The organism is Rugamonas sp. (assembly GCF_025354735.1).
Taxonomy (GTDB): Bacteria; Pseudomonadota; Gammaproteobacteria; order Burkholderiales; family Burkholderiaceae_D; genus Rugamonas.
In genome coordinates, this window is the sequence record NZ_JANXMI010000215.1 from 1 (window position 1) to 17,902 (window position 17,902).

Consider the following 17,902-nt stretch of genomic DNA (forward strand, 5'->3'; position numbering starts at 1 on the left):
TCCGGCCACAACATCCTGATCGTGTCGGATCGTTCGGTTTGTTCCGATCGCGTCGCCATCCCCGCGCTACTGGCGACATCGACCGTCCATCAGCATCTAGTCAGCAAAGGCTTGCGGGCTTCCACCGGGCTCGTCGTGGAAACCGGTTCCGCGCGCGAAACCCACCACTTCGCGCTGCTGGCCGGCTATGGCGCCGAAGCGGTCCACCCCTATCTGGCGATGGAAACGCTGATCGAGCTGGCGCACGGCATGCCCGGCGAGCTGTCGGGCGACACCGCCATGTACAACTACACCAAGGCCATCGGCAAGGGCTTGATGAAGGTGATGTCGAAGATGGGCATCTCGACCTATATGTCGTATTGCGGCGCGCAGATATTCGAGGCCATCGGCCTGAATAAATCACTGGTCGACAAGTATTTCAAAGGCACGGCGTCCAATGTGCAGGGCATAGGCGTGTTCGAGGTGGCGGAAGAAGCGCTGCGCCTGCACAACCTGGCCTTTGGCAACGATCCCCTGCTGGCCAGCAACCTCGACGCCGGCGGCGAATACGCCTTCCGCGTGCGCGGCGAAGACCATCTGTGGACGCCGGACGCGATCGCGAAATTGCAGCATTCCACGCGCAGCAACAACTTTTCCAGCTACAAGGAATATGCGCAAATCATCAACGACCAGAGCCGCCGCCACCTGACCCTGCGCGGCCTGTTCGAATTCAAGCTCGACCCGACCAAGGCGATACCGCTCGATGAAGTCGAGTCGGCCAAGGAAATCGTCAAGCGCTTCGCCACCGGCGCCATGTCGCTGGGCTCGATCAGCACCGAGGCGCACGCCACGCTGGCCGTCGCCATGAACCGCATCGGCGGCAAGTCCAACACGGGCGAGGGCGGCGAAGATCCGGCGCGCTACACGATGGAATTGAAGGGCATCAAGATCAAGCAGGGCGAGATGATGGCGTCCATCGTCGGCGCGGAACAGGTCGTCGTCGACATACCCTTGCAGGAAGGCGATTCCCTGCGTTCGCGCATCAAGCAGGTGGCGTCGGGCCGTTTCGGCGTGACGGCGGCCTATTTGAATTCGGCCGACCAGATCCAGATCAAGATGGCGCAGGGCGCCAAGCCGGGCGAGGGCGGCCAGTTGCCGGGCCATAAGGTGTCGGAATACATCGCGACCCTGCGCTTTTCGGTGCCGGGCGTGGGCTTGATTTCGCCGCCGCCCCACCACGATATTTACTCGATCGAAGATCTGGCGCAGCTGATCCACGACTTGAAAAACGCCAATCCGCGCGCCTCGATCTCGGTCAAGCTGGTGTCGGAAGTGGGCCTAGGCACGGTCGCGGCCGGCGTCACCAAGGCCAAGGCCGACCACGTGGTCGTCGCCGGCCATGACGGCGGCACGGGCGCGTCGCCGCTGTCGTCGGTCAAGCACGCCGGCACGCCGTGGGAACTGGGCCTGGCCGAAACGCAACAGACGCTGGTGTTGAACGGCTTGCGCAGCCGTATCCGCGTGCAGGCCGACGGCCAGATGCGCACCGGCCGCGACGTCGTCATCGCCGCCATGCTGGGCGCCGACGAGATCGGTTTCGCGACGGCGCCGCTGGTGGTCGAAGGCTGCATCATGATGCGCAAATGCCATTTGAACACTTGCCCGGTCGGCGTCGCCACGCAAGATCCCGTGCTGCGCGCCAAGTTCTCCGGCAAGCCGGAATACGTCGTCAACTACTTCTTCTTCGTGGCCGAAGAAGCGCGCCAGCTGATGGCGCAGCTCGGCATCCGCACGTATGACGAGCTGATCGGCCGGGTCGACCTGCTCGACAAGTCCAAGGCCATCACGCACTGGAAGGCGCGCGGCCTGGACTTCAGCGCCATTTTCCACCAGCCGGAAATGGCGGCCGGCCAGGCCATCTACCACACCGAAATCCAGGACCACGGCCTGGAAAAGGCGCTCGACCACAAGCTGATCGCGCAAGCGAAGGCGGCGCTGGAAAAGGGCGAGCGCGTATCCTTCATCTCGCCGGTGCGCAACGTCAACCGTACCGTCGGCACCATGTTGTCGGGCGAGGTGGCGCAGCGCTACGGCCACGCCGGTTTGCCGGACGACACCATCCACATCCAGCTGCAAGGCACGGCCGGGCAGTCGGCCGCCGCCTTCCTGGCGCACGGCATCACGCTCGACCTGGTGGGCGAGGGCAACGATTATGTCGGCAAAGGCTTGTCGGGCGGCCGCATCATCGTGCGCCCGAACACGGAATTCCGCGGCTGGGCGGTCGATAACATCATCATCGGCAACACCGTGCTGTACGGCGCGATCGCCGGCGAAGCCTTCTTCAACGGCGTGGCCGGCGAACGCTTCGCCGTGCGCAACTCGGGCGCCACCACCGTCGTCGAAGGCCTGGGCGACCACGGCTGTGAATACATGACCGGCGGCACCGTCGTCGTGCTGGGCGCGACGGGTCGCAACTTCGCGGCCGGCATGTCGGGCGGCATCGCCTACGTGTACGACCCGGACGGCGACTTCGCGGCCCGCTGCAACACGGCCATGGTCACGCTGGAGCCGGTGCGCACCGCCGCCGAGCAGCAAGTCGACCAGGCCACGTGGCACAAGCAGCACCGCGACGGCGTGCCGGAGGCCGACGAAGTGATACTCAAGCGCCTGATCGAGCGTCACTTCAAGCACACCGGCAGCACCCGCGCCCGTTTCCTGCTGGATAACTGGGCCGATGGCCGCGGCAAGTTCGTCAAAGTCTTCCCGAGCGAGTACAAGCGCGCGCTGGCCGAAATGGCCGAAGACCTGGCCAACGAAACGGCCGTCATCCAGCCTATCGCCGCCTGACCGGCGCCCTGACAGACACTATTAAGGAATTAACGTGGGTAAAATCACCGGTTTCATGGAATTCAAGCGGCAGGACGAGGCGTATCTGGCGCCCGCCGCCCGGCTCAAGAACTATCAGGAATTCGTCATCACGCTGACCAACGACCAGGCCAGGATCCAGGGCGCGCGCTGCATGGATTGCGGCATCCCGTTCTGCAACACCGGCTGCCCGGTCAACAACATCATCCCCGACTGGAATGACCTGGTGTATCGCGGCAATTACCGCGAAGCGCTGGACGTGCTGCACTCGACCAACAACTTCCCGGAATTCACGGGCCGCGTCTGCCCGGCGCCGTGCGAATCGGCCTGTACGCTGGGCATCAACGACGATCCCGTCGGCATCAAGTCCATCGAGCACAAGATCATCGATGAAGGCTGGGAGCACGGCTGGGTGGTGCCGCAGCCGGCCGCTCACCAGACCGGCAAGAAAGTGGCCGTGGTCGGTTCCGGCCCGGCCGGCCTGGCGGCCGCGCAACAGCTGGCGCGCGCCGGCCACGCCGTCACCGTGTTTGAAAAGAGCGACCGCCTCGGCGGCCTGCTGCGTTACGGCATACCCGACTTCAAGATGGAAAAGTCGCATATCGACCGCCGTATCAAGCAGATGGAAGCCGAAGGCGTCATTTTCCGCACCAGTGTGCTGGTCGGCAAGGATTTCCCGGCCAATGTCAACAACTGGGCCAAGGAAACCATTTTCCCGGAAGACCTGGAACAGGACTTCGACGCCGTCGTCATCGCCGGCGGCGCCGAGCAGCCGCGTGACTTGCCGGTGCCGGGCCGCGAACTGAAGGGCGTGCATTACGCCATGGATTTCTTGCCGCAGCAAAACAAAGTCAACGCCGGCGACAAGCTCAAGGATCAGCTCAAGGCCGGGGGCAAGCATGTGGTCGTCATCGGCGGCGGCGACACGGGCTCGGACTGCGTCGGCACCTCCAACCGCCACGGCGCCGCCTCGGTCACGCAGTTCGAACTGATGCCGATGCCGCCGGAGCAGGAAAACAAGCCGCTGGTCTGGCCCTACTGGCCGACCAAGCTGCGCATTTCCTCGTCGCACGAGGAAGGTTGCGAGCGCGACTGGGCGGTCGCCACCAAACGCCTGGAAGGAAAGAACGGCAAGGTGGAAAAGCTGATCGCCTGCCGCGTGGAATGGAAAGATGGCAAGATGGTGGAAGTGGAGAATTCGGAATTCGACATGAAAGCCGACCTGGTGCTGCTGGCCATGGGTTTCGTGTCGCCGGTGCAGCAGGTGCTCGACGCCTTCGGCGTGGAAAAAGATGCGCGCGGCAACGCCAAGGCCACCACGGAAGGCGAAGGCTGCTACAAGACGTCGGCGCCCAATGTGTTCGCGGCGGGCGATATGCGGCGCGGCCAGTCGCTGGTCGTGTGGGCCATCCGCGAAGGCCGCCAATGCGCGCGCGCGGTGGACGAATTCCTCATGGGCTCCTCCGAACTGCCACGATAATGTGAGCGTGCGAAGGTGCGATAACACGTGCTACGGCGCACCGTTATTGTGCAGGCCGGAAACAGGTTGCCAGCGCAATCGGCTTCCGGCCTTTTTCTTGCTATCATTGTTGCAACGCACCAAAGTAACAAAATTTTACACGCGTAACTTGCTGACTTTAAGTTCATTAGTGTTGTATTATCTGCCATTTCCCTGGCCCTTAAGAGGGGTCGCCTGCAGAGGTTGGCCTTTCTGCACTACAATACGGCATTCAAAAACATGAGCTCAGTCGTGCCTAATCTTGTCGAAATCCGCGATTTACACTTCTCCTATGGAAAACGCGCCATCCTCAGCGGTTTGCGGATGGATTTCCCACGTGGAAAAGTTGTGGCCGTCATGGGCGGTTCCGGTAGCGGCAAGACCACCGTATTGCGCCTGATCGGCGGTCAATTACGCCCTAAAAAGGGGCAAGTCACCGTGCAGGGCCAGGTCGTGCACAAGCTCAAGACGGCCGATCTCTACCTGCTGCGCCGCAAAATGGGCATGTTGTTCCAGCACGGCGCGCTGTTCACCGACTTGTCCGTGTTTGAAAACGTCGCCTTCCCGCTGCGCGAGCATACCGACTTGCCGGAAGAGCTGATACGCAACCTGGTGCTGATGAAGTTGCACGCGGTCGGCCTGCGCAACGCCGCCATGCTCAAGCCGCAGGAAATTTCCGGCGGCATGGCGCGCCGCGTCGCGCTGGCCCGCTCCATCGCGCTCGACCCGGAACTGATTATGTATGACGAGCCGTTCGCCGGCCTCGACCCGATCTCCATGGGCGTGACCGCCAACCTGATCCGCAACCTCAACACGGCCCTCGGCTCGACCTCGATTTTGGTCTCGCACGACGTGCAAGAGTGCTTCGCGATCGCCGACTACGTTTATTTCCTGTCGCAGGGCAAGATCGTCGCATCCGGCACGCCGGCCGAGATGATGGTGTCGACCGACCCTTATGTCAAACAATTCGTCAATGCGGAAGCCGATGGTCCTGTGCCTTTCCACTACCCGGGCAAGTCCCTGGCCGATGACCTGGGACTGGGAGCGCGCTGATGATCGGTGCTAAAGTATTATCCAAGCTGGGCGCGGTGTTGCGCGACTACGTCGAGAGCATCGGCACCGGCACCCGCACCTTTTTCACGATGCTGGGCGTGTCGCCTGGCCTGCTGCGCCGTCCGCGCCTGATCGTCGAGCAACTGCACTTCATCGGCAACTATTCGCTGCTGATTATTTCCCTGTCCGGCCTGTTCGTCGGCATGGTGCTGGGCTTGCAGGGCTATTACACGCTCAATAAATACGGTTCGGAACAGGCGCTCGGCCTGCTGGTCGCCCTCGGCCTGACGCGCGAACTGGGGCCGGTCATCACCGCCCTGCTGTTCGCCGGCCGCGCCGGCACCTCGCTGACGGCCGAGATCGGCCTGATGAAGGCCGGCGAGCAACTGTCGGCCATGGAAATGATGGCCGTCAACCCGATCCAGCGTGTGCTGGCGCCCCGTTTCTGGGCCGGCGTGGTGGCGGTGCCGGTGCTGGCGTCGATTTTCAGCGCGGTCGGCATTTTCGGCGGCTACCTGGTCGGCGTGCAGCTGATCGGCGTCGACGAGGGCGCGTTCTGGTCGCAGATGCAGGGCGGCGTCGATATCTGGAAAGATATATTCAACGGCTTCATCAAGAGCATCGTGTTTGGCCTGGCCATCACCTTCATCGCCCTGTACCAGGGTTATGAAGCGCAGCCGACGCCGGAAGATGTGGCGCGGGCCACCACGCGCACCGTCGTCATCTCGTCGCTGGTGGTCTGGTGGCTCGATTTCACGCTGACGGCATTGATGTTCAGCAAGTAATAGTCAAAGTAGCAGGCGGCGTGCGCCGCCATAGAATAAAACTAATTAGGATAGCGCTATGCAACGTAAATCATTGGATGTGTGGGTAGGTTTGTTCGTGGTGCTGGGCGTGGCCGCGCTGATGTTCCTGGCCTTGAAGGCCGGCAATATGAGTACCCTGTCATTCGGCAAGGCCTACACCGTCACCGCCAGGTTCGACAACATCGGCAGCCTGCGCCCGCAAGCGCCGGTCAAGGCCTCCGGTGTGGTCGTCGGCCGGGTCGAATCGATTAAGTTTGATGACAAGACTTACCAGGCGCTGGTAACCTTGAATATGGAAGAGTTGTACAAATTCCCTAAAGACAGCTCGGTCAAAATTCTGACCTCCGGTTTGCTGGGCGAGCAGTATGTAGGCATAGAAGCGGGCGGAGCCACGGAAAACCTGGCCGCCGGCGATAAAATCGCAAGAACCCAATCGGCCGCCGTGCTCGAAGACCTGATTAATCAGTTCATCTACAGCAAGGCCGCCGACGGAAAGGACGATAAAAAATGAGCCACCCTAGCAACTACGCCCGCCGCGCCGCCGTCACCCTGGCCGCCGCCGCCACCGCCCTCGTCCTGGGCGGCTGCGCCGGTCCCAACCCGCGCGATCCGTACGAAGGTTTCAACCGCGCCATGTTCTCGTTCAACGACACGGTCGACAAGGTGGCGCTCAAGCCCGTCGCCACCGCCTACAAGAACGTGCTGCCGTCGTTCGTGCAGACCGGCATCGACAATTTCTTCGGCAACTTGTCCGACGCCTGGTCCGTCGTCAACGACGCGCTGCAAGGCAAGGGCACGCAGGGCGCGCGCGACCTGGGGCGCGTCGGCCTGAACACCACCTTCGGCTTGCTCGGTTTCATCGACGTCGCCACCCCGAACGGCTTGCGCAAGCACACCGAAGACTTCGGCCAGACCCTCGGCTACTGGGGCGTGTCCTCCGGTCCCTATCTGATGCTGCCGCTGCTGGGACCGTCCACCGTGCGCGACACGGCCGCGCTGCCGGTCGACATCGCCGGCGATATCTGGCACTACAAGAGCCCGGTCTACATCCGTAACATCGGCACGGTCACGCGCGTGATCGACCAGCGCGCCAACCTCCTCGACGCTTCCAACCTGCTGGAAGAGGCGGCGCTGGACCGCTACGAATTCGTGCGCGACGGTTATTTGCAGCGCCGCGAGAGCCAGGTGCATGACGGCGAGCCGGAGCAAAAGCAAAAGAAACCGATGGACACGCCGGACGACGGCGCCAAACCGGCCACCGCGCCGGGCGCGACGGCGGAAGCCGAACCGGTCGCGCCGGCCGTCGCCGAAGTCGCGCCTGCCGCCCCGGCTGCCGTCGCCGATGTCGCGTCGACAGCGGCCGCAACCGTTGTCACCCCAGAAACTTCGCCTATCGTGTCATCCGAAGCGGCCCCAAAAGAGTTAAACTCGGGTACACCGGCTGCGAACAACGTCAGCCTGTGATTCCGACAACGACACCACAAGGTATAACAATATGAAATTCATCAAGCAATTCATCGCCCTTGCCACGGTCGCCCTGGCCGTCAACGCCCAGGCCGCCGCCCCTGCCGCGGCCGGCACCGAAGCGCCGGACGTGCTCGTCAAGCGCATCAGCCAGGACGTCATCGACACCGCCAAGAGCGACAAGGCGATCCAGTCCGGCGACCAGAAAAAAGTCATGGATCTGGTCGAGACCAAGATTTTGCCCTTCGTCGACTTCCAGCGCATGACGGCCGAAGCGGCCGGCCGCAACTGGCGCACCGCCACGCCGGAACAGCAAAAAGCGCTGCAGGACCAGTTCCGCACGCTGCTGATCTTCACGTATTCGGGCGCGCTGTCGCAGATCAAGAACGAAACGGTGGAATTCAAGCCGCTGCGCGCCGATCCCAGCGACACCGAAGTCGAAGTCCGTTCCCAGGTCAACGTGGCCCGCGGCGAGCCGGTTCCGCTGAACTACCGCGTCGAAAAGACCGCCAGCGGCTGGAAGATCTATGACATCAACGTGCTCGGCGCGTGGCTGGTGCAGACCTATCAGGGCACGTTCACGTCCGAGATCGCCAAGGGCGGCGTCGACGGCCTCATCAAGGCACTCACCGCCAAGAACCAGACGCTGGCCAACAAGCCGCTGAAGACCGTCGCGAAATAAGTATCTTTTTGTAAAGATCGCCGCCATGCCCACCGCCACCGCCGCCGACAATCTGCAATCGCTCACTTCGCTCAACGTGCTCAACGCCGCCGCGGCGCTGGAGCAGGGCCTGGCCGCCATCCAGGCCGGCGCCACCTCGTTCGATCTGCGCCACGTGCTGACGGTCGACTCGGTGGCGGTGTCGGTGATGCTGGCGTGGCAGCGCGCCGCGCGCGCGGCCGGTATCGAACTGGATCTGAAGAACTTGCCGCCGGCGCTGCAAAGCCTGACCAAGCTGTACGGCGTGTGCTCGCTGGTGTTCCCGGCGTCGGCCCAGCTCGACAGCGGTGGCCCCGCCTTCGACGATCCCTCCCACGCCGAATTCGTCGCCGTCGTCGGCAAGCACGCCACCTTCAAGAATACCTCCAAGCTCGGCCCAGGCAGCGCGCCCGCCGATCCGCACCATCATTGAGCCTCTCCGCCTTGGCGCGCCGCGACTGTAAGCCGGTCCGGCTCTGCCGGATCAAATTTCCCCTATAATTGAACGTTGCCGCCGCCCAAATCGAGCCGTGGCGTTCCTGGTATCTCCGCCTTTAAGCACGTATCGCTGCGGCCCCGCGCCGCCGCACCAACCGATAAGTCCAGCATGACAGCGATTCAAATTAGTAATGTCGAAAAGCGCTACAAGTCGCTCCAGGCACTGGGCGGCGTCTCGCTCTCGATAGAGGAGGGCGAATTCTTCGGCCTGCTCGGCCCCAACGGCGCCGGCAAGACCACCCTGATTTCCATCATCGCCGGCCTGATCCGCCCTGACGCCGGCAAAGTCACCATCCACGGCCACGACGTCAGCGGCGACTTCCGCGCAGCGCGCCGCAAGCTCGGCGTGGTGCCGCAGGAACTGGTGTTCGACCCCTTCTTCACCGTGCGCGAAACGCTGCGCCTGCAATCGGGCTACTTCGGCTTGCCGAACAACGACGCCTGGATCGACGAAGTGATGCACAACCTCGACCTGACCAACAAGGCCGACGTCAATATGCGCGCCCTGTCCGGCGGCATGAAGCGGCGCGTGCTGGTGGCCCAGGCCCTGGTGCACAAGCCGCCCGTCATCGTGCTCGACGAGCCGACCGCCGGCGTCGACGTCGAACTGCGCCAGACGCTGTGGAAATTCATCTCGCGCCTGAACCGCGAAGGCCACACCGTCGTGCTCACCACCCACTACCTGGAAGAAGCGCAAGCCATGTGCAAGCGCGTGGCCATGCTCAAGGGCGGCAAAGTGGTGGCGCTCGACACGATGGCGGCGCTAATACGGCGTATTTCCGGCTCGCAGCTGATCGTCAACATGACCGAGGGCACGCTGCCGGACGACCTGCGCCACCTGGTCAGCCACCCGGAAGAAGCGGGCCTCGGCAACAAGTACAGCCTGCGCATCAACGAAGTGTCGGAAGTGGAGGGCATCCTCGCGCGCCTGCGCCAGTCCGGCGCCGTCATCGACGAAATGCAATTGCAACAAGCTGATTTGGAAGACATCTTCCTGCAGATCATGGATAAGGGCACCGTATGAATTTCCTCTCCTCCGGTTTCCGCACCCTGGTCTACAAGGAATCGCTGCGCTTCTGGAAGGTCGCGACCCAGACCGTCGCCGCGCCGATTTTGACCGCCATGCTCTATCTGCTGATCTTCGGCCACGTGCTCGAAGGCCGGGTGCAAGTTTATCCGGGCGTCAGCTACACCGCCTTCCTGATCCCCGGCCTGGTGATGATGAGCGTGCTGCAAAACGCCTTCGCCAACTCCTCGTCGTCGCTGATCCAGTCCAAGATCACCGGCAACCTCGTGTTCGTGCTGCTGACGCCACTGTCGCACTGGGAAATCTTCTCGGCCTACGTGCTGGCCGCCATGGTGCGCGGCATCGTCGTCGGCGCCGGCGTGTTCGTCATCACGGCCTGGTTCGCGCACATGTCCTTCGAAGCGCCGCTGTGGATAGTCATCTTCGCGCTGCTGGGTGCCGCCATCCTCGGCACCATGGGCCTGATCGCCGGCATCTGGGCCGAAAAATTCGACCAGCTGGCCGCGTTCCAGAACTTCCTTATCATGCCGCTGACCTTTTTGTCCGGCGTGTTTTACTCGATCCACTCGCTGCCGCCGTTCTGGCTCGCCGTCTCGCACGCCAACCCCTTCTTCTACATGATAGACGGCTTCCGCCACGGCTTTTTCGGCCAGTCCGACGTGAACCCATGGCTCAGCCTCGCCATCGTGAGCGCCTTTTTGGTGGTGCTGGCGCTGGTCGCCATCCGCCTGCTGCGCAGCGGCTACCGGCTGCGCCATTGAACTATACCGTTTATATCGTTTATACAATAAATTAAGCACCAAGGAACCATCGTGACCACCACCCCAGAACTGATCCACGGCTACCTCAACGCCGGCCTCGAATGCACCCACCTCGAAGTGGAGGGCGACGGCCAGCACTTCCAGGCCATCATCGTTTCGCCGGCCTTCGTCGGCAAGCGTTTGATCCAGCGCCACCAGCTGGTGTACGCCGCGCTGGGCGACCGCATGCGCGAAGAAATCCACGCGCTGTCGATGAAAACCCTGACCCCAGACGAATACCAAGGATAAGCACAGCATGGACAAGCTTTTGATACAAGGCGGTCACCGCCTGTCGGGCGACATCGTCATCTCCGGCGCCAAAAACGCGGCCCTGCCGATACTGTGCGCCGGCCTGCTGACGGCGGGCACGCTGGAACTTTCGAACGTGCCGAATCTGCACGACGTCACCACCATGCTCAAGCTGCTGGGCCAGACCGGCCTCGAAGTGACGCAGGACGACCACCGCGTCACCCTCACCGGCGGCGCCATCGACAAGCTCGAAGCGCCCTACGACCTGGTGAAGACGATGCGCGCCTCGATCCTGGTCCTCGGTCCGCTGCTGGCCCGCTTCGGCGAGGCCAAAGTGTCGCTGCCGGGCGGCTGCGCCATCGGTTCGCGTCCGGTCGACCAGCACATCAAGGGCTTGCAGGCGCTGGGCGCCGAGATCACCATCGAGGGCGGCTATATCTACGCCAAGTGCAAAAAGCTCAAGGGCACGCGCATCGTCACCGACATGATCACCGTCACCGGCACCGAGAACCTGCTGATGGCGGCCACCCTGGCCGAAGGCGAAACGATACTGGAAAACGCCGCGCGCGAGCCGGAAGTGACCGACCTGGCCCACCTGCTGGTGGCCATGGGCGCCAAAATCGAGGGCATAGGCACCGACCGCCTGGTGATCCAGGGCGTGGCCGAACTGCACGGCGCCAAGCACGCCGTCATCTCCGACCGCATCGAAGCGGCGACCTTTTTGTGCGCCGTGGCGGCCGCCGGCGGCGACATCACGATCCGCAACACCCGCACCGACATCCTCGACGCGGCCCTCGACAAGCTGCGCGAAGTCGGCCTGCAAATGGAAATCGGCCCGGACTGGATCCACGCGAAAATGGACCGCCGTCCGACGCCGGTCACCTTCCGCACCACCGAATATCCGGGCTTCCCGACCGATATGCAGGCCCAGTTCATGGCCGTCAACACGGTCGCCGACGGCGCCAGCCGCGTCACCGAAACCATCTTCGAAAACCGCTTCATGCACGTGCAGGAGATGAACCGTCTCGGCGCCCACATTGAAACCGACGGCAACACGGCCTTCATCCAGGGCGTCGAGCAGCTGGTCGGCGCGCCCGTGATGGCGACCGATTTGCGCGCCTCGGCCTCGCTGGTGATCGCGGCGCTGGCCGCGCGCGGCGAAACCGTCATCGACCGCATCTACCACCTCGACCGCGGCTACGACCAGATGGAAGTGAAGCTGTCGGCCGTCGGCGCGAAAATCGAGCGCGTCAAATCAAGCAAATAATCAAAATAATCGAGCCAATAAAGAGTCAATTATGAGCGCATACACCAGCCAGTTTCAGGACCGGGCCCGCGACGACACGCAGCTGATCCTGGCGCTGTCGAAGGGCCGCATCTTCGAGGACACCCTGCCGCTGCTGGAGGCGGCCGGCATCATCGTGACCGAAAATCCGGAGACGTCGCGCAAGCTCATTTTGGCCACCAACGATCCGAACGTGCGCGTCATCATCGTGCGCGCCACCGACGTGCCGACCTATGTGCAGTATGGCGCGGCCGATATCGGCGTGGCCGGCAAGGACGTGCTGCTCGAACACGGCGGCGAAGGCCTGTACCAGCCCATCGACCTCAATATCGCCAGCTGCCGCATGTCGGTCGCCGTCAAGAACGGCTTCGACTACGCCACCGCCGTGCGCCAGGGCGCGCGCCTGCGCGTGGCCACCAAGTTCGTCGAAACGGCGCGCCAGCACTTCGCCGCCAAGGGCGTGCACGTCGACCTGATCAAGTTGTACGGCTCGATGGAGCTGGCGCCGCTGGTCGGCCTGTCGGACGCCATCGTCGACGTGGTCTCGACCGGCAATACGCTGCGCGCCAACGACCTGGTGGAAGTCGAGGAGATTATGCAGATATCGTCACGCCTGATCGTCAACCAGGCCGCGCTCAAACTCAAGCGCGCGCGCCTGCAGCCGATACTTGAAGCGTTTGAACGCGCCTCCAGGGCCCAGAGCCAATAAAGCCGTAACCTTCGCTGGAAACCTTATTATGCCGATTCAAATCACCAAGCTCGATTCGACCCACGCCGATTTCAAACCGTCACTGGAGCGCTTGCTGGCATTTGAAGCGGGCACCGACGAGGCGATAGAACTGGCCGTCGCCGCCATCCTGGCCGACGTCAAAAAGCGCGGCGACGCCGCCGTGCTCGACTACACGAACCGCTTCGACCGCATCCCCAACGGCGGCGCCGCCAGCATGGCCGCCTTCGACATCGGCCAGCATGAATTGCAGGCGGCGCTGGCCGGCCTGCCGCCGGCCCAGCGCGCGGCGCTGCAAACGGCGGCCGACCGCGTGCGCGTGTTCCACGAGCGCCAGAAGCGGGAGCTGGGCGGCTTCAGCTACACCGAGCCCGATGGCACGGTGCTGGGCCAGAAGATCACGCCGCTGGACCGGGTCGGCATCTACGTCCCCGGCGGCAAGGCGGCCTATCCCTCGTCGGTGCTGATGAACGCGATCCCGGCCAAGGTGGCCGGCGTGGCCGAGATCATCATGGTGGTGCCGACCCCGGACGGCGTGAAAAACCAGATGGTGCTGGCCGCCGCCGCGATCGCCGGCGTCACGCGCGTCATCACCATCGGCGGCGCCCAGGCCGTCGGCGCGCTGGCCCACGGCACCGAGACCATCGCCGCCGTCGACAAGATCGTCGGGCCGGGCAACGCCTACGTGGCCGCCGCCAAGCGCCGCGTGTTCGGCATCGTCGGCATCGACATGATCGCCGGGCCGTCGGAAATCCTCATCATCTGCGACGGCACCACCGATCCCGACTGGGTCGCGATGGACCTGTTCTCGCAGGCCGAGCACGACGAGCTGGCGCAGGCCATCCTGCTGTGCCCCGACGCCGACTACATCGCCAGGGTGGAGGCGAGCATCAACCGGCTGCTGCCGACCATGCCGCGCCAAGACGTGATACGCACCTCGCTGACCGACCGCGGCGCGCTGGTCAAGGTGCGCGACATGGCCGAGGCCTGCGCCATCGCCAACGCCATCGCCGCCGAACACCTGGAGATTTCGGCCGAAGAGCCGCAGCAGTGGGCCGACCAGATCCGCCACGCCGGCGCCCTGTTCCTGGGCCGCTTTTCGTCCGAGGCGCTGGGCGATTACTGCTGCGGCCCCAACCACGTGCTGCCGACCTCGCGCACGGCGCGCTTTTCGTCGCCGCTGGGCGTCTACGATTTCCAGAAACGCTCGTCCATCATTTACGTGAGCGAAGCGGGCGCGCAAACGCTGGGCAAGGTCGCGGCCGAACTGGCGTATGGCGAAGGCTTGCAGGCGCACGCCCGCAGCGCCGAGCTGCGTTTGAAACCGTCCGTATGAGCGAGTGGCTCAATCAGGTGTTTTGCGAGGACGCGCTGGCCGGACTGGCGCGCATACCCGACGCTTCCATCGATCTGATTTTGACCGATCCGCCCTACAACCTGGGCAAGGATTACGGCAACGCGTCGGACCAGCAGAGCGTGGCCGACTACCTGCGCTGGACCGAGCAGTGGATAGACGCGGCCCTGCCGAAGCTGAAACCGAACGGCAGCCTGTATATCTTTTTGACGTGGCGCTTTTCGCCCGAAATTTTCGTCATGCTGAAACAGCGCCTGACGATGATGAACGAAATTATCTGGGACCGCCGCGTGCCGTCGATGGGCGGCAGCGTGCGCAGCTACTCGTCGGTGCACGACACCATCGGTTTCTTCGTGGGCCGCAAGGATTATTATTTCGACCTCGACGCGGTCCGCGTTCCCTACGACGCGGCCACCAAGAAGGCCCGTTCGCGCTCCATCTTCGTCGGCGCCAAGTGGCTGGAAATGGGTTACAACCCCAAGGATCTGTGGAGCGTGTCGCGCCTGCACAAGGAGCATCCGGAGCGCGCCGACCATCCGACCCAGAAGCCGCTGGAGATCATCGAGCGCATGGTGAAGGCTTCGTGCCCGCCCGATGGCGTGGTGCTCGACCTGTTCATGGGCAGCGGCACGACGGCGATGGCGGCGCAGCGCTGCGGGCGCAATTTCGTCGGCTTCGAATTGAATCCGGAATACTGCGCGATCATCAAGGCGCGCTTGGCCGCGCCGCAGGTCGAGGCCGGGGCCGAGAAGAAGAAGGCGGCGCCGCGCAAGAAGCCGGCGGCGGTGGCCGTGAAGAAAACCCGCGCGGCGAAAAAGGCGGACGACGCTGAAGTGGCGGTGTGATGCCGGCGCGTGTCGGCGTGGATGCGGGGGCTGACCGGTTTCGCCGCCGCCTTGCGCATCGCCAACGTACAGATAGAATGACTTAACCTCAGGAGCTTCAGCAAGATGTCTTCCATCGACACCCTCATCACCAACACCATCCGTCCCGACGTGCGCGCCATCGCGGGCTATCACGTGGCGGAGGCGAGCGGCTACGTCAAGCTCGATGCGATGGAAAACCCTTACCGCCTGCCCGACCATCTGCACCGCGAGCTGGGCCGGCGCCTGGCCGACGTCACGCTGAACCGCTATCCGGTCGCGTCCTACGCCGGCATCAAGCGGCGCATCTGCGCCACGCTGGGCGTGCCGGCCGGTTACGACGTCATCCTCGGCAACGGCTCCGACGAGCTGATCTCCATCCTCGACATGGCGTGCGCGCTGCAAGACCGCCGCGCCGTCGTGCTGGCGCCGACGCCGTCCTTCGTCATGTACCAGCGTTCGGCGCAATTCGCCGGCATGGACTTCGTCGGCGTGGCGCTGAAGGCCGACCTGACGCTGGACCGCTTTGCCATGCTGGCCGCCATCGAGCGGCATAAGCCGGCGCTGGTCTACCTGTCCTACCCGAACAACCCGACCGGCAATCTGTTCGACGCGGCCGACATCGTCGCCATCATCGAGGCGCTGGACCGGAACGGCTGCGGCATCGCCGTCGTCGACGAGGCCTACGAGCCGTTCGCGCTGCACAGCTTCATGGACCGGCTGCCCGAGTTCGCCAACCTGGTCGTCATGCGCACCGTGTCGAAGCTGGGGCTGGCCGGCATCCGCCTCGGCTATATGTCGGCCGCGCCGGCGCTGCTCCGCGAGTTCGACAAGGTGCGCCCGCCCTACAACATCAACGTGCTGACCCAGGCCGCGGCCGAATTCGCGCTCGACCATATCGCCGTGCTCAACGAGCAGGCGGCCCTGATCCGCGCCGAGCGCGCCACCCTGGCGGCGGCGCTGGCCAGGCTGCCCGGCGTGCACGTGTTTCCGTCGGCGGCGAACTTTATCTTGATACGGGTGCGCGATGCCGACGATGCCAACGCCAAAATCCTCGCCGACAAGGTATTAATCAAAAATGTGAGTAAAATGCATGAGGTGCTGAACAACTGCCTGCGCGTCACCGTCAGCACCCCGGAAGAAAACGCCGCTTTCCTCGCTGCCATCACGGCAGCGCTGGCCTCCTAAGACCATCGAGCCTCACATGAACCGCACCGCAGAAATCACGCGCAACACCAACGAGACGCAAGTCCGCGTCGCCATCAACCTCGACGGCACCGGCGTCCAGAAGCTCAACACCGGCGTGCCCTTCCTGGACCACATGCTCGACCAGATCGCCCGCCACGGCATGTTCGACCTCGACGTCGAAGCGAGCGGCGACATCCACATCGACAACCACCACACGGTGGAAGACGTCGGCATCACACTGGGCATGGCGGTGGCCAAGGCCATCGGCGACAAGAAGGGCATCACCCGCTACGGCCACGCCTACGTGCCGCTGGACGAGGCGCTGTCGCGCGTGGTCATCGACTTCTCGGGCCGCCCCGGCATCGAATACCACATCCCGTTCACGCGCGCGATGATAGGCACGTTCGACGTCGACCTGACGCTGGAATTTTTCCGCGGCTTCGTCAACCACGCCCTCGTCACGCTGCACATCGACAATCTGCGCGGCAGCAACGCCCACCACCAGTGCGAAACCGTGTTCAAGGCTTTCGGCCGCGCGCTGCGCATGGCGACCACGCTCGACGAGCGCGCCGCCGGCACCATCCCGTCGACCAAGGGCAGCCTGTAAGCGACAGTCTGTGTGTTTGTGCAACCGGGCCGGCGCCACTTGCGCCGCCGGCTCCTCTCTGCTTGAATGGCATTATGAAAAAAATAGTGGTGGTGGACTACGGCATGGGCAATCTGCGCTCGGTGGCGCAGGCGCTGCGCGCGGTGGCGCCGGAAGCGAACGTGCTTATTTCGGGCAGCGTCGCCGACATCGACTCGGCCGACCGCATCGTCCTGCCCGGCCAGGGCGCGATGCCCGACTGCATGCGCAGCCTGCGCGAATCCGGCGTGCTTGACGCGCTGCTGCACGCGGCCGCGACCAAGCCGCTGATGGGCGTGTGCATCGGCGAGCAGATGTTGTTCGACGGCAGCGAGGAGGGCGACGCGGCCGGCCTCGGCCTGCTGCCCGGCCAGGTGGTGCGCTTCCAGCTCGACGGCCAGATCCAGGCCGACGGTTCGCGCTTCAAGGTGCCGCAAATGGGCTGGAACCAAGTGCGGCAAACGGCGTCTCATGCCTTGTGGCGGGGCATCCCGGACGACGCGTATTTTTATTTCGTGCATAGTTACTATGCGCAGCCGGAGCGGGCCGAGCACACCGTCGGCGAGACCGTCTACGGCGACGCCTTCAGCTGCGCGGTGGCGCGCGACAATATTTTCGCGACCCAGTTCCATCCCGAAAAAAGCGCCGCCGCCGGATTACAGCTATACAAAAACTTCGTTCACTGGCAACCTTGAGGGTCCGTCCGCTGTACGATTCCCAGCCACTTTTTAACTGACGACACGACCATGCTGCTTATTCCTGCCATCGACCTCAAAGACGGTCACTGCGTGCGCCTGAAACAGGGCGATATGGAACTCGCCACCGTATTTTCCGACAACCCGGCCGAGATGGCCCTGCACTGGCTCAGGCAGGGCGCCCGCCGCCTGCACCTGGTGGACATGAACGGCGCCTTCGCCGGCA

18 protein-coding genes and 1 pseudogene are annotated in these 17,902 nt (G+C 63.8%); all 19 read left to right on the plus strand.

From position 1 onward, the window contains the following. A partial coding sequence (locus Q0S71_RS17100) for a glutamate synthase-related protein (protein WP_295998328.1) occupies positions 1-2,826 on the plus strand: 2,826 nt, incomplete at its 5' end. Between the two features lie 34 nt (positions 2,827-2,860). Further along, entirely contained in the window at positions 2,861-4,324 is a 1,464-nt protein-coding gene (locus tag Q0S71_RS17105) for a glutamate synthase subunit beta (RefSeq protein WP_295998331.1), read from the plus strand. A gap of 270 nt (positions 4,325-4,594) precedes the next feature. After that, entirely contained in the window at positions 4,595-5,395 is an 801-nt protein-coding gene (locus Q0S71_RS17110) for an ABC transporter ATP-binding protein (protein ID WP_295998334.1), read from the plus strand. Then, complete coding sequence (mlaE, locus tag Q0S71_RS17115) at positions 5,395-6,180, plus strand: lipid asymmetry maintenance ABC transporter permease subunit MlaE (protein ID WP_295998337.1); 786 nt, start codon at positions 5,395-5,397, stop codon at positions 6,178-6,180. The genes Q0S71_RS17110 and mlaE overlap by 1 nt, the downstream gene beginning before the upstream one ends. Before the next feature lie 58 nt (positions 6,181-6,238). Then, positions 6,239-6,712 (plus strand): outer membrane lipid asymmetry maintenance protein MlaD, encoded by a 474-nt coding sequence (gene mlaD / locus Q0S71_RS17120; protein ID WP_295998340.1) that lies wholly within the window; start codon positions 6,239-6,241, stop codon positions 6,710-6,712. Beyond that, positions 6,709-7,665 carry a VacJ family lipoprotein gene (locus Q0S71_RS17125; RefSeq protein ID WP_295998342.1) on the plus strand — a complete coding sequence of 319 codons (957 nt, stop codon included), beginning with the start codon at positions 6,709-6,711 and terminating at the stop codon, positions 7,663-7,665. Before mlaD ends, Q0S71_RS17125 begins: the two co-directional genes overlap by 4 nt. A gap of 31 nt (positions 7,666-7,696) precedes the next feature. Beyond that, complete coding sequence (locus tag Q0S71_RS17130) at positions 7,697-8,347, plus strand: phospholipid-binding protein MlaC (RefSeq protein WP_295998345.1); 651 nt, start codon at positions 7,697-7,699, stop codon at positions 8,345-8,347. 25 nt (positions 8,348-8,372) lie between these two features. Then, positions 8,373-8,645: pseudogene (locus Q0S71_RS27425) on the plus strand (lipid asymmetry maintenance protein MlaB); the annotation flags it as partial. A 327-nt stretch (positions 8,646-8,972) separates the two neighbouring features. After that, the gene (locus Q0S71_RS17140) at positions 8,973-9,887 is read left to right on the plus strand and encodes an ABC transporter ATP-binding protein (protein ID WP_295998351.1); all 915 of its coding nucleotides are present in this window, start codon (positions 8,973-8,975) and stop codon (positions 9,885-9,887) included. Further along, positions 9,884-10,651 (plus strand): ABC transporter permease, encoded by a 768-nt coding sequence (locus Q0S71_RS17145; RefSeq protein WP_295998355.1) that lies wholly within the window; start codon positions 9,884-9,886, stop codon positions 10,649-10,651. The genes Q0S71_RS17140 and Q0S71_RS17145 overlap by 4 nt, the downstream gene beginning before the upstream one ends. A 51-nt stretch (positions 10,652-10,702) precedes the next feature. Then, positions 10,703-10,939, plus strand: a complete 237-nt coding sequence (locus tag Q0S71_RS17150; protein WP_295998358.1) for a BolA/IbaG family iron-sulfur metabolism protein — start codon at positions 10,703-10,705, stop codon at positions 10,937-10,939. Positions 10,940-10,946: 7 nt separating this feature from the next. Then, positions 10,947-12,206, plus strand: coding sequence for a UDP-N-acetylglucosamine 1-carboxyvinyltransferase (gene murA, locus Q0S71_RS17155; RefSeq protein ID WP_295998361.1), 1,260 nt, complete (start codon positions 10,947-10,949; stop codon positions 12,204-12,206). 31 nt (positions 12,207-12,237) lie between these two features. Further along, the gene (gene hisG, locus Q0S71_RS17160) at positions 12,238-12,933 is read left to right on the plus strand and encodes an ATP phosphoribosyltransferase (protein ID WP_295998363.1); all 696 of its coding nucleotides are present in this window, start codon (positions 12,238-12,240) and stop codon (positions 12,931-12,933) included. Between the two features lie 28 nt (positions 12,934-12,961). Continuing rightward, positions 12,962-14,287, plus strand: coding sequence for a histidinol dehydrogenase (gene hisD / locus Q0S71_RS17165; RefSeq protein WP_295998366.1), 1,326 nt, complete (start codon positions 12,962-12,964; stop codon positions 14,285-14,287). Then, positions 14,284-15,150 carry a site-specific DNA-methyltransferase gene (locus Q0S71_RS17170; RefSeq protein WP_295998369.1) on the plus strand — a complete coding sequence of 289 codons (867 nt, stop codon included), beginning with the start codon at positions 14,284-14,286 and terminating at the stop codon, positions 15,148-15,150. Before hisD ends, Q0S71_RS17170 begins: the two co-directional genes overlap by 4 nt. Before the next feature lie 105 nt (positions 15,151-15,255). Then, on the plus strand, positions 15,256-16,356 hold the full coding sequence (gene hisC, locus Q0S71_RS17175) for a histidinol-phosphate transaminase (protein WP_295998371.1): 1,101 nt from the start codon (positions 15,256-15,258) through the stop codon (positions 16,354-16,356). Positions 16,357-16,372: 16 nt separating this feature from the next. Next, on the plus strand, positions 16,373-16,963 hold the full coding sequence (hisB, locus tag Q0S71_RS17180) for an imidazoleglycerol-phosphate dehydratase HisB (RefSeq protein WP_295998375.1): 591 nt from the start codon (positions 16,373-16,375) through the stop codon (positions 16,961-16,963). A gap of 74 nt (positions 16,964-17,037) precedes the next feature. Then, complete coding sequence (gene hisH / locus Q0S71_RS17185) at positions 17,038-17,676, plus strand: imidazole glycerol phosphate synthase subunit HisH (RefSeq protein ID WP_295998378.1); 639 nt, start codon at positions 17,038-17,040, stop codon at positions 17,674-17,676. 51 nt (positions 17,677-17,727) lie between these two features. Next, positions 17,728-17,902 (plus strand): HisA/HisF-related TIM barrel protein (locus Q0S71_RS17190; protein WP_295998381.1); only part of this gene is annotated, 175 nt, incomplete at its 3' end.

Excerpts from the sequence above, each read along its gene's own strand:
- mlaE (WP_295998337.1), top strand. The coding sequence starts at position 5,395 with ATGATCGGTGCTAAAGTATTATCCAAGCTGGGCGCGGTGTTGCGCGAC.
- mlaD (WP_295998340.1), top strand. The coding sequence starts at position 6,239 with ATGCAACGTAAATCATTGGATGTGTGGGTAGGTTTGTTCGTGGTGCTG.
- Q0S71_RS17125 (WP_295998342.1), top strand. The coding sequence starts at position 6,709 with ATGAGCCACCCTAGCAACTACGCCCGCCGCGCCGCCGTCACCCTGGCC.
- Q0S71_RS17130 (WP_295998345.1), top strand. The coding sequence starts at position 7,697 with ATGAAATTCATCAAGCAATTCATCGCCCTTGCCACGGTCGCCCTGGCC.
- Q0S71_RS17140 (WP_295998351.1), top strand. The coding sequence starts at position 8,973 with ATGACAGCGATTCAAATTAGTAATGTCGAAAAGCGCTACAAGTCGCTC.
- Q0S71_RS17145 (WP_295998355.1), top strand. The coding sequence starts at position 9,884 with ATGAATTTCCTCTCCTCCGGTTTCCGCACCCTGGTCTACAAGGAATCG.
- murA (WP_295998361.1), top strand. The coding sequence starts at position 10,947 with ATGGACAAGCTTTTGATACAAGGCGGTCACCGCCTGTCGGGCGACATC.
- hisG (WP_295998363.1), top strand. The coding sequence starts at position 12,238 with ATGAGCGCATACACCAGCCAGTTTCAGGACCGGGCCCGCGACGACACG.
- hisD (WP_295998366.1), top strand. The coding sequence starts at position 12,962 with ATGCCGATTCAAATCACCAAGCTCGATTCGACCCACGCCGATTTCAAA.
- Q0S71_RS17170 (WP_295998369.1), top strand. The coding sequence starts at position 14,284 with ATGAGCGAGTGGCTCAATCAGGTGTTTTGCGAGGACGCGCTGGCCGGA.
- hisC (WP_295998371.1), top strand. The coding sequence starts at position 15,256 with ATGTCTTCCATCGACACCCTCATCACCAACACCATCCGTCCCGACGTG.
- hisB (WP_295998375.1), top strand. The coding sequence starts at position 16,373 with ATGAACCGCACCGCAGAAATCACGCGCAACACCAACGAGACGCAAGTC.
- hisH (WP_295998378.1), top strand. The coding sequence starts at position 17,038 with ATGAAAAAAATAGTGGTGGTGGACTACGGCATGGGCAATCTGCGCTCG.